General features: G+C 47.8%; 11 protein-coding genes, 1 tRNA gene and 1 pseudogene. 11 read left to right on the top strand and 2 right to left on the bottom strand.

All coding sequences use genetic code 11. The features are described from left to right. Positions 1-837 (top strand): annotated as a pseudogene (locus Q0K92_RS09835) (copper oxidase); the annotation flags it as partial. Between the two features lie 315 nt (positions 838-1,152). On the opposite strand, the gene Q0K92_RS09830 reads toward Q0K92_RS09835, so the two are convergent. Then, positions 1,153-1,443 carry a hypothetical protein gene (locus Q0K92_RS09830; RefSeq protein WP_297325630.1) on the bottom strand — a complete coding sequence of 97 codons (291 nt, stop codon included), beginning with the start codon at positions 1,441-1,443 and terminating at the stop codon, positions 1,153-1,155. A 405-nt stretch (positions 1,444-1,848) separates the two neighbouring features. On the opposite strand from Q0K92_RS09830, the gene Q0K92_RS09825 reads away from it, so the two are divergent. The 10 genes from Q0K92_RS09825 to Q0K92_RS09780 all read left to right on the top strand — a co-directional run bounded on the left by Q0K92_RS09825 (position 1,849) and on the right by Q0K92_RS09780 (position 9,023). Beyond that, the gene (locus tag Q0K92_RS09825; RefSeq protein ID WP_297325629.1) at positions 1,849-2,196 is read left to right on the top strand and encodes a hypothetical protein; all 348 of its coding nucleotides are present in this window, start codon (positions 1,849-1,851) and stop codon (positions 2,194-2,196) included. Between the two features lie 186 nt (positions 2,197-2,382). After that, a complete protein-coding gene (locus tag Q0K92_RS09820) occupies positions 2,383-2,739 on the top strand; it encodes a hypothetical protein (RefSeq protein WP_297325628.1) in 357 nt (118 codons plus the stop codon). 224 nt (positions 2,740-2,963) lie between these two features. Further along, on the top strand, positions 2,964-4,241 hold the full coding sequence (locus Q0K92_RS09815) for an HlyC/CorC family transporter (RefSeq protein ID WP_297325631.1): 1,278 nt from the start codon (positions 2,964-2,966) through the stop codon (positions 4,239-4,241). A gap of 265 nt (positions 4,242-4,506) precedes the next feature. Continuing rightward, positions 4,507-4,583 (top strand) — tRNA-Arg (locus Q0K92_RS09810). 169 nt (positions 4,584-4,752) lie between these two features. Further along, a complete protein-coding gene (locus tag Q0K92_RS09805; protein ID WP_297325627.1) occupies positions 4,753-5,358 on the top strand; it encodes a riboflavin synthase in 606 nt (201 codons plus the stop codon). Between the two features lie 16 nt (positions 5,359-5,374). Beyond that, positions 5,375-6,475, top strand: a complete 1,101-nt coding sequence (gene ribBA, locus Q0K92_RS09800) for a bifunctional 3,4-dihydroxy-2-butanone-4-phosphate synthase/GTP cyclohydrolase II (RefSeq protein ID WP_297325626.1) — start codon at positions 5,375-5,377, stop codon at positions 6,473-6,475. Positions 6,476-6,538: 63 nt separating this feature from the next. Further along, entirely contained in the window at positions 6,539-7,021 is a 483-nt protein-coding gene (gene ribH, locus Q0K92_RS09795; protein WP_297325625.1) for a 6,7-dimethyl-8-ribityllumazine synthase, read from the top strand. Then, a complete protein-coding gene (gene nusB, locus Q0K92_RS09790; protein ID WP_297325624.1) occupies positions 7,018-7,512 on the top strand; it encodes a transcription antitermination factor NusB in 495 nt (164 codons plus the stop codon). Before ribH ends, nusB begins: the two co-directional genes overlap by 4 nt. A 10-nt stretch (positions 7,513-7,522) precedes the next feature. Next, a complete protein-coding gene (thiL, locus tag Q0K92_RS09785) occupies positions 7,523-8,494 on the top strand; it encodes a thiamine-phosphate kinase (RefSeq protein ID WP_297325623.1) in 972 nt (323 codons plus the stop codon). Then, positions 8,475-9,023 carry a phosphatidylglycerophosphatase A gene (locus tag Q0K92_RS09780; RefSeq protein ID WP_297325622.1) on the top strand — a complete coding sequence of 183 codons (549 nt, stop codon included), beginning with the start codon at positions 8,475-8,477 and terminating at the stop codon, positions 9,021-9,023. Before thiL ends, Q0K92_RS09780 begins: the two co-directional genes overlap by 20 nt. Positions 9,024-9,068: 45 nt before the next feature. Here Q0K92_RS09780 and Q0K92_RS09775 read toward each other — a convergent pair whose 3' ends face one another. Then, positions 9,069-11,714: an MMPL family transporter gene (locus tag Q0K92_RS09775; RefSeq protein ID WP_297325621.1), complete on the bottom strand. Its 2,646-nt coding sequence runs from the start codon at positions 11,712-11,714 to the stop codon at positions 9,069-9,071. Between the last annotated feature and the right edge of the window lie 114 nt (positions 11,715-11,828).

Below are 11,828 nucleotides of genomic sequence, written 5' to 3'. Positions count from 1 at the left end.
AATAACGGCGATACCCGCTCAGACTCTGTGATGGAACTGGCTCCGCTTGCAACTGGAGTGCTGGGCCGAGTAGATATTGGACGAGGCAATGCCCATGCGCATTGGATGAGTCATGATGGTAAAACCATGGTAACGCCAAACGTCTTTTCAGGCGATTCCACGCAATACAATTTCCATACCGACTCGATTGAAGCCATTTTGCCGGTAAGTAGTCCATTCGGCCATCCTTTGGCAACAGGCATGATGCCGGATGCCAGCAAATATTATGTGGCTAACCTGCTCGATAGCACCATCGCTGTTGTGAACATGGATACACATAAAGTGACCAAGCATATCAATCTGATCAAAAATTATAACCCTATAACCGGAGCCATTTCTGGGCCTGTAGGTGCATTACCGATCCAAACGCCCGTTTCTCCCGATGGGAAACATATGGTTACAGCCAACACGCTCACAGGCACGATTACCATCGTCGATACCAGTATCGATGAGGTGGTAGCCATGTTGCCATGCGATCCTGGTTGCCATGGTGCGCAATACGGCGCTAAACAGGGGGGTGGCTACTATGCGTATGTTGCAAGCAAATTCTCGAACAGACTGCTGGTCGTTGATCCTGATCCAAACGGTGATGGCGATCCATCTGATGCCAAGATTGCAGGTCAAGTAGGATTGTTCTCTACCAGCACAACACAGCAAGATGACACAATTAAAGGTAACCCCGGGATGGGCGGACAAGGCATTCTGCCGATTCCTGTCGCCTACAACGGTTGGGTTCAGAATCTACCGGCTGTTTGGAGTAATCAATTGACACCGTCGCAACGCGATCCGATTAAATAACTGATTAATACATGATGAATATAAACAGTGTTCGATAGTATCGCTTAATCAAGAACACTGTTTATTGCCACGACGACTAATTTATTAGGAGAAAAAAATACACAGGACATGATGATTCACCCGAAGAAGGAAGCCACAAAGCCTTCCAATTCACTATTGTAGATGGTGAAGTCACCCAAGTATTTGAAATCAAGGATGGTGTACCGGAGCCCAAATCTATTGACGATGACGGGAGCTGAAACTTATGGAGTGGATAGCGATGGCGTAATAGCTACTGTACTGAGCAGCTAAGCCTTTTGGTACAGAAATTACCCGCTACGCTGATATCGATGGTGTACTTTTTATAACTTGTATTTCCGAACTATTAAGCGCTGATGCGCCGGTAGCGCACACTTTAAGTTTGAAGATGATCTTAGCTACTCTCCTACCGATGGGGATGACCATATTGCCGTACGCGGTGGTGAGGATTGTCATGGCGGGCAGGGAGCCGACGACTTTGTCATTCGTGAAGCGACACATTTGCGTATTGCACAACTTCAGCCACGCAGGATGGCCCCACTCAGTTTGATACAGGTCTTGGTCCGGTCTCAGTGGATCAACTGGCAAGTCATGTCAATGGCATTCGCCGCAGTGATGATGATCAAGATTTCATTCGTAATCTCCGCTCCACTGCATCCATCACGCTGGTCGGTAAACCGTCTGATCAAATCAGTTGGGATGACGTCAAGTGTGCTGAGCTAGCACTGCGCAAAAGGGATGATGAATCTCCCCTTTTAGTTTTAGAAGAGCTATCGCAATCTTTTAAAACTCACAGATAGAGGAAATAATAAAATGAACATTTCTCATATTAGTCAGGAGCGGTTACTGAAAGCCAAGGTAGCTTATACCATGTAATTTAAGACTGGAATCCGGTGGCAAGTTTGTTGGATGAGAACGATGTAATTCCTACGTCGGGGACATGTTACTGGCCAAGTAATAACAGAGGGCAGCACAGCGGATTGGAATCGGTACATGGCCGACATTCCGCTTTGGTTATTGGCGATGAAATCATCGGTACGCGACGGGTTGTTATGCGCCCATCCATTGAAGTGCAAGCACCCAGGACTTAGGGACATGCGATCTGGTGGCATCGGGCGGTATTGCGGCGCACATGAATTACCGCCACGCCATACAAAAGCACCTACCAGCATTCAACCCATTGGCTTATTGGCAAATAGCAAAAAGCGGCGCATCAACTTAAAAGATACTGCCTTACCTAAACTGGTCAGCTTGTTTCCCCACCCTATACGGTCGCGGTCGTCGGCGCAGCCACGGAATGCTGGCAAAACAACGATTTTAATAGCTCGATTCGTGGTTTGACCGGATGCAGCAGATACCGTAGGTGCTGCCAGGATACGGGCACTGGCTCAGGTCGGCACAATCTGGCTGATGACGGATGCCGGGGCTTGGAATTAACCTTGGACTTTACCCATGTGGGTTTTCTGTCATACTACCTGGCCACACGCAACAAATCGACAACGATGATCGAAACTCTTGTGACGACATTTGAGTGTTTCCAAAGTCAATGCGATTGTCATTGAAGTGGCCGATGGTTTGTTTGAAGGCGAGACAGCTGCTTTACTGAACTCCAATATGTTTGCAAAAACGATTGATAGCATCATTTTTGCAGCTGGTGATGTAACGGATGCCGCAGCCGGGATCGAATGCTTAAGACATAAAAAATTACCTGTCTCAGCAATCAGCGGTCGATTGACGGCTTCTCCTATGGCGATTATCGAAGCGGTGGATGCCACCGGATTACCCGTGCTAAATAAAGCGATACTCGGTTCTCACAACATCGTCGATATCTTGCAAATGCCTCCGCTGCAAATGCCATCCATGCAGAGTATGCTGGTAAGTTGATAGCAACGTATTACAACAATAAAATCCCGTGAAGAATATTAACACAGGTATATTTCACGGGATTCCGCCACCTTCTGCTTAAAATTTTAATCCATCCAATGTACATTTTCCTGTTGACAAACGTTCGTTTGAATCCAGAATATACGGATTGTCAGTTTAGGTTTTTTGTTGTTTCCTAGCTGCTAACCATTTTTACGACCATATAAAGGTGTTTTTTGGAAGACTTGCCGCTGCACACCATGCTGATTGCATTGGTGTTCTTGTTGATTCTATCAGGCTTTTTTTCCCTATCTGAAACCAGCATGATGGCGATTAATCGTTATCGCCTGCGATATCTGGCCAAGCAGGGCCATCGTGGTGCTCGCTTAACGGTAAAATTGCTCGATCACACTGATCGATTGCTCGGTGTCATTTTGCTAGGTAACAATTTACTTAACACGGCTTCTGCAACATTAGTGGCCATTATTGTGGCCACTCTTTTTGCACATGATGACTTTGCCTTGATTATGGGAACGATAGCCGTTACCTTTGCCATCCTGGTGTTTAGTGAAATTACTCCCAAAGTCATTGCCGCCGCCTATCCTGAGCGCATTGCTTTGGCATCCAGCTATGTGCTGACGCCATTACTGATCATTTTTTATCCCATCGTATGGTTCATTAATTTGTTTGTTGGTGGACTGCTGATTCTGTTCCGATTGAAGCCTCAAAAGGGTGAGCTTGAACAAAAAATAAGCCCGGAAGAACTGAAAACCTTAGTACTGGAAGGCGGGCATTTTATACAGCATAAGCATCAGAGCATGCTGTTGAATCTACTGGATCTTGAAACTATCACGGTTGATGATGTGATTGTGCCGCGTAGTCAGATTGAGGCGATTAATCTGGATGCGGATGATGAGGTTATCCATGCACAATTATTGACTTGTCACCATACGCGCTTGCCCGTCTATCGTGAACGCATGGATAATATTGTCGGCATTGTTCATGTGCGCAAGGTGCTGAATCAGATGCAGAATGGCAAAATTACGGCGGAAACACTCGAAAAAGTGATGCGCAAGCCTTATTTCATTCCATCAGGCACACCATTATTTTCTCAATTGCAGCTGTTTCAAGAAAATCAGAAAAGGGTTGGTCTGGTGGTCGATGAATATGGCGAATGGATGGGCCTGGTTACCCTGGAAGATATCCTGGAAGAGATTATTGGAGATTTTACGACGCACGCGCCTACCCAAACCAGTGGCTTTTTGAGGCAGGAAGACGGCAGTATCATTGTCGAAGGCAGCACTTTGCTGCGGGAATTGAATCGCAAGCTTGATTTTCAATTTCCGTTAGATGGCCCTAAAACCTTGAATGGCTTGATCCTGGAGCATTTCCAAGATATTCCCGAAGCGGGAATCGGACTGAGCATTGCCGGTTATCCAATGGAAATTATTCAAACTAAGAATCGGGTTGTAAAGACTGTTAAAATTTTTCCAGCCTTAACAGAAACAAAAAAACCTGAGTAGTTTAGGATTTTGAATTAGCCGTGCTAGGCTCAAGCCATCCTGCAGGCCGTTGAAAAACTATCTACGTTGCCGCTACGGTGTTAAAAACAGGCTCAAAATGCTCATTTATTACGCATAAACTGCGCTTTCTCGCCTGTTTTTGCCTGGTATCGGCTGCCTCGAAAACGTTCTTCAACGGCCTGCTAAGGACAATCCGAGTTGGACGAGAATTACAAAAGCAGTTATCCTGTCGACCGGTAAATAGCATTGATATCTACTCATCAACGCGCCCATAGCTCAGCTGGATAGAGTACCGCCCTCCGAAGGCGGGGGTCGCACGTTCGAATCGTGTTGGGCGCGCCACAAAGAGCAGATTCTTTGATGAACTCTGCGGATTTTCTCAGAGTTACTATGTTGACAAGGTATACTCCGCAGCAACACAAGATTTTCAGTTTGCACACCACACAAATTTCAATTCGCTGATGCATACCCTATCATTCATGTCATACTCGAACGGCTAGAGAATATTGCAATGTTTACCGGAATCATACAAGCGGTCGGTCAAATTAAAGAAATTCATTCCATGAAAGAACATGGCAATGAAGGGCTATCGTTAAGCATTTCCGCCGGAAAACTGGATCTGACCGATGTGCTGCCGGGAGACAGCATTGCTGTGAATGGTGTTTGTCTGACGGTTACCACATTGACCGAAGATTTGTTTACCGTGGATGTTTCGCAGGAAACGTTAAACTGTACCTATGGATTGGATCAAGTGGCTATGTGCGTCAATCTGGAAAAGGCCATGCGCTTGTCGGATCGACTAGGCGGACACTTGGTGAGCGGGCATGTGGATGCGATCGGAACCGTGGTTAAATTTGAATCGATCGGGGAAAGTTTTGAATTAATTGTGCGGGTGCCGGAATCCATAGTGCGCTATCTTGCCCATAAGGGTTCCATCACTGTCAATGGCGTTAGCTTGACGGTTAATCGGATTGAAGATAGTGAGTTTTCTGTTAACCTTATTCCCCATACGTTGGCGATGACTACTTTGAGTACACTGACACCAGGCATGCGTGTCAATCTGGAAACGGATATGTTGGCGCGTTATGTGGCAAAATTATTAAATATTCAAGGTTAATCGGGATTAAGCAGCCATGAAAATCAGTGCCATCCAGGATATTATTGCCGAACTTAAGCGCGGCAAAATGGTGATTCTGGTCGATGAAGAAGACCGCGAGAATGAGGGGGATTTGGTTCTCGCAGCCGATTTTGTCACAGCGGAAGCCATCAATTTTATGGCTACTCACGGTCGCGGACTGATTTGTTTGACGCTGACTGAAGAAAGATGCCATCAACTGGATTTGCCCTTAATGGTATCCGCTAATCGCGCCCCCTTAGGAACCAATTTTACGCTTTCCATTGAAGCAGCCAGCGGTGTCACCACAGGCATTTCTGCGGCCGATCGCGCACGTACCATTCAAGTGGCCGTTAAAGCGGATGCCAAGCCGCAGGATATCGTGCAGCCAGGACATATTTTTCCATTGATGGCACAAAAAGGCGGGGTCTTGGTGCGCGCCGGTCACACCGAGGCAGGGTGCGATTTAGCCCGCATGGCTGGCGTGACAGCAGCCTCGGTGATTTGTGAAATTCTGAAGGAAGATGGCAGTATGGCGCGGTTGCCTGATTTAATGGAGTTTGCGCGCAAGCACCAGCTCAAAATTGGCGCAATAGCGGATCTGATTCAATATCGCAGCCAGACTGAAAGTCTGGTAACGCGCGTCGCTGAACGGGCTATTCAAACATTGTATGGTGAATTTCTGCTGACAGCCTATCGTGATGACATCGCCAATACCACCCATTTGGCTTTGGTGAAAGGCGAGATCAACCCGGCAACCGAAACATTGGTACGTGTACATGAGCCATTGTCGGTCATTGATCTGCTGGATATGCAGGATACTACGCATTCCTGGAGCATCCACGATGCGATGAAATTGATTGCCGAAACAGGCCAGGGCGTGATTGTCCTACTGCATCGCAAAGAAAGCTCAGCCAAATTGATTGAGCGCATTCATTGTTATGAGCCGCATTTCCCTGGCGCTATCAAGCCGGATCTGCGTAATCATGGCATTGGCGCGCAGATCCTGAAAGATCTGAACGTAGGAAAAATGCGGCTCATGGCAACACCCAGAAAAATGCCCAGCGTGACAGGATTCGGTTTGGAAGTAACCAGTTACGCGGAAACTTGTAAGCAATAAACTTTAAATTTTGATCGATCAAGAAATGATCGCTGTCAATCAATACACTTACCGGAGTTAGACATGCCGTACTATGACGATATTCTTGAATTTGAACCCAACCTGGATGGCGCTGACTTGCGCATCGGCATTGTCATGAGCCGCTTCAATATTGATATCGGGGAAGGGCTGCTCAGCGCCTGTACAGCGGAGCTCAAGAAAAACGGCGTGCAGGATTCCAATATACTGCTTGTCACCGTACCGGGCGCTTTGGAAATCCCATTGGCACTGAAAAGAATGGCGGTATCCGATCAGTTTGATGCACTGATTGCGTTGGGTGCAGTCATTCGTGGCGATACGTATCATTTTGAGGTGGTTGCTAACGAATCTGCGCGCGGCTTGATGATGGTGCAGATTGATGTGGAAATTCCCATCGCTAATGGCATATTGACGACTGATAACGATGATCAGGCCATTGCCCGCATGAGCCAGAAAGGAATCGAGGCTGCCCACGCCGCACTGGAAATGGCCAATTTACAAATAAAAATTGATGAAATCGCCTTATGATGACTGTGTTACCAGAAACTACCCTGGACAAGAAAATGGATAAACACAAAAGCCGCCGCCGGATTGCGCGAGAATTTGTATTACAGGGCATCTACCAATGGAAAATTGCTGGCGGCACAGCGAGTTTTATTGAACAGCAACTACGCGAATCCGACGAATTTAAGCACGTCGATGAAAAACATTTTTCCCGCTTGCTACACGGTGTATTGCAGGATGTTGAAGGGCTCGGCACACATATCCAGCCTTGTTTGGATCGTCCTCTGCATGAATTGAGTCCGGTAGAGCTCGCCATTTTATTGCTGAGTACTTTTGAATTAATCCATCATCTGGAAATTCCTTACCGGGCAATTATCAATGAAGCGATAGAATTGGCCAGAACTTACGGCGGTAGTGATGGTTATAAGTATGTGAATGGCGTACTGGATAAATTGGCCGTTCAGTTGCGCGCAGTTGAAATAGAAGCGCAGAGACTGGCAAAAACGCAAGCATAATTTTACCAGCGTGTGTTCAGAGTTCGATATTATTCACCGCTATTTCAAACGCCTCGCGCCGGGCGCAGTGCTTGGAATCGGCGATGATGCCGCACTCATTGCAGCACCCGACAAAACCGAATTGGCCATTTCAACGGACACCTTGGTGTGTGGCATACATTTCTTCGCTGATGTAGATCCTTACACGCTCGGCTGTAAATCCCTGGCAGTTAATCTCTCCGATATGGCTGCCATGGGGGCAAAGCCTCGCTGGGCGCTGCTGTCTTTGACACTGCCGGAAGATTTGGTGAAGCGGAATACCACCTGGTTAACAGAATTCAGCCAAGGTTTTTTTGCGCTGGCTGATGCTCATCATGTGGAATTGATCGGCGGTGACACCACGTCGGGGCCACTGAATATCTGCGTACAGATTGTAGGTGAGGTTGCTGCAGGCAAAGCACTGCGCCGTAGCGGCGCCAAATTGGATGATGATATCTGGATTTCCGGCCGGTTAGGCGATGCTGCTCTGGCGCTCAATCACCAACTACAGCGGATAACCCTGGAGCCCGATGAGATTGCACAATGCTTGCCTGCATTGTTGACACCGTCACCCAGGGTTAAACTGGGTCAACGGCTGATTGGTCTGGCGCATAGCGCCATCGATATATCCGATGGATTAATGGCGGATCTGGGGCACGTCCTGACTGCTTCGGACAAAGCGGCTTGTATCCATATGGCCGATATATCCTGCTCACCGCTATTAAAAAGATACCTGCAGCAGTCATGGGCAATCGATTGCCTGCTTGCTGGCGGAGATGATTATGAGTTATGTTTTACGGCACCTAAAATAAATCGCGGGAAAATTGCAGCGCTTGCTGCCGAACTAGCTATTCCACTGACTCGTATCGGTGAGATTTCTGCAGGCCAGGGCTTAATTGTAAAAGATGCGCAAGGAAATACTATGACATTGGAGACTCAAGGATATGACCACTTCAGTACCTGAGACTGATGATTTATCCAGTACTCAATCCATTCAGATTCAACCGGACTTAAATTTAATTTACAGCCACCCGGCCTATTTCATCGCATTCTCAGGTGGTGCCGGATTGAGTCCGGTCGCACCGGGCACCGTCGGAACACTGGCTGCATTTCCGTTATTCTGGCTGCTTAATCACTATCTGAGCCCGGTTCATTTTTTGCTGCTGATCGACATTATGTTTATTGCCGGTATCTGGGCGTGCGGTCTCAGTGGCCAAGCTTTGGGTGATCCGGATCATGGCGGCATGGTCTGGGATGAAACCGTGGCATTCCTATTGGTGTTGTACTTTACGCCGGTCGATTGGGCATGGCAGCTTGCTGCATTTATTTTGTTCCGCCTGTTTGACATCGCCAAACCCCAGCCTATCCGATATTACGATAGCAATCTGAAAGGCGGTTTTGGCGTCATGTTTGATGACCTATTGGCGGCATTTTTTACGCTACTCTGCTTAGCCGGCTGGAAGGCCTGGGTGTTATCCGAAGGGTATTTCTAGTCATGCCCTCTTGGGTGCCTTTAACAACAACGGTCCAATTTCCCCTTACTGCTGTATTGCGCCTTTTGATGGAGTCTGCAGCAGCGCCGGTAATATGATGAGCGTGCAAATGAGCGTAAAAGCCAATCCTACAGTAAGCATGATTCCCATACTGGCAGTACCTTGGTGAGATGAAAACATAAGGCTTGCAAAATCGACCAAGGCAGTCAGGGCACTATAGAAAATTGCGCGGGCTGTGCTGGTGTGAATCAGAATTTCGCTTACTAATTGGTTATTCATACTTCGATACACCATGTGCAGACTACTGTCGATACCGAGACCGAGCAAGAGTGGCAAAGCGATAATATTGGCGAAGTTGAACGGTACGTTTACCAAAATAGTAAATGCGGCGGTAAATAAACTGGATAGCAGGAGTGGTAGCAATACCAGCAAAGTATATTTTATGCTGCGCAACAATACCCATAATATGACGACAACGCCGATTAACGCCAACGAGAAAGCCTGAATAAATGCCTGCACCACCGCTTCACCTGCTTCTAGACTCACTACCGGTGCTCCGATGGCTTGTGGTGCCACTTGTTGCACCGCCCGTACAAAGCGTCGCAATGCGTCGTTATCGTTAAGATCTTCCACCGGATAAACCGCCAAGCGGTACTCTCCTGTTTGACTATGCCAACGCTCGCTTAACGCGACGGGCAAGTCTTCCTCGCCGAAAGGAGCGGCCTCAGTAGCGGTGCGCAGACTCTGCAAAGCCAGTGGTAACATTGCGAGCAGATCCTCTTCCACCGCATGCAGCAGTTTATTTTTCTCGTCGTTACCAACCCTATCGAGTTGAGCGAATAAGGCAATCAGCGATGATTGTAATGTGCGTGCGGTGACAGCAGCAGAGTGATCGGGATGTTCGGCAGCAAATCGATCTAATGCCGCAGCGAGCGCATTCAGTGCTTTTTGCTGCTGCGCCAAGACATCATTCGTCATTTGAACTTGTGTTGCGGTCGAGATCGGCCCTACTGTAAGCGCCATTTCCTTGATAAGGGAGAATTTCTCCTCCTGTTCCGTGGGCACAAAATCCAAGATCGTAACCACCTTGTTGACTTCAGGAAGTTCGGTCAGTCGCTGTGCCAAGCGTTCTGTTTCCTGAAGATTATCAGCCAACACAACGATGTGCCAAGGTGAATGATCGGGTTCCGCAAGCAGCTCGCGAAAAGCCTGTACCGCAACTCCCCGTTGATCTTGCATATTCAATAGATTGTAGTCAAATCTTACTTGCGGCAAGATGATCAGGGCTGCGACCGTAGCTGCCAAAGTGGCAGCATAGGTTAATTTGTGCCACCTCAAAGAAAACTCGAGTACTTTACCCACAGAGCGCTTTGCAACCGATTTCGTTGGCTCCCGTTTCGGCAGATAACGTAATAATGCGGGGCCAATGGTAAGCGTAACCAGCAGACTGATGATCATACCTGTGCCGGAAATGATCCCTAACTCTGCCACTCCACTATAATCAGTCGGTATGAATGCATAAAAACCAATCGCGTTGGTGATCGTACATGCAGTCAATGCCGCCCCGGCATCGCCACCGGATATATGGATGGCATCGGTAGGTGGGAGACGACTTTCCAGAACCTCACGATACCGCAGTAAAAAATGGATAGCGAAGTCTGCTCCCAAACCAATATACAATACTGCAAACGCAATAGAGATCACATTGAGGTGACCGACCACGGCAGTGGCAAATGCCGCGGTCAGAAGCAACCCCATTATCAGGCAAACCAGCACGTTCAGTATGAGTCCGCCGGCGCGCATCGCAAAAAAAAGTACGACGCCTACCATGATGAACGTGATTATCCCGGCATATTCCATGCCGCGCAGTGAGCTGTTGAATTCTTCATCAGCCAACGCTACCTCGCCGGTAATGCGTAGTCGGACCGGACCATCCTCTGTCACACCGACACTTTCTGCGGCTGCGTGCAGGGCTGCGATAGATTGCTCAGCTGGAAATAATTGAGAATAATCAAGTCTTGGTTTGATTACGATCAGCTCCTGGTATTTTTTCTTCTGCGACTCACCATTGAACATGGCTTGCCATGACAATGCGCTGGGCGAACCGTTAAACCGAGCATCCAGCGTTGCATTTACGCCGCTCAGCACGGGTCGAAGTTCGAGGTTGCGTCCCTTACTCAATTCTTCCACTGCACCGGTGAGTACATCAGCAAAGGCAGCCAACGTAGGATCCCGGGTAATACGAGTGATCAAAGGCTGTGCCGCTGCCAAGCTATCAGTAATGCGTTCAAGTTCCGGGATGCTCTGATAGAGCAAACCATTGCGTGCAGAAAAATCATCTACTCTGGGTGAATAGACATCGTAAAAATTTTCAGTGTCCTTGTTTAGTTGCTTAGCCAAGCGCTCCGTTGCCAGACGTACCTGTTCGGGTGTAGGAGCATCCAGTACTATGAGCAGCGTTTCGATGTCCTGAGGGAACGTTTTGTTGTAGTGCTTGAGGTTGACGCGAAATGGCAACTGTTCGGAGAGCATATCGGTGGTATCGGTATTCATACCCAGGTTACGCGAAATATAGATGCCGCTGGTTATAGCAATGAGTAATGCCACTAACAGAACCCATAAAGCATACCGATAGGAAAAGGTAGTCCAGTGCGCAAAAGCACCATGAATGCGGCTATGTGAAGTTTCCACTAATGTTGTTATCCTGCGGCAGAGAAATCGGAATGATCAATAATTGCGCTGTTCTGGCAAAGTTCATGATGCTGTTGAGTATCACGGTGATGATGTGACATTTACCTCTTGCCA

The sequence above is a fragment of the Nitrosomonas sp. genome, assembly GCF_024282095.1.
Taxonomy (GTDB): domain Bacteria; phylum Pseudomonadota; class Gammaproteobacteria; order Burkholderiales; family Nitrosomonadaceae; genus Nitrosomonas.
The sequence above is the reverse complement of the archived record's forward strand: the minus strand, read 5'-3'. Positions and strand labels throughout refer to the sequence as shown.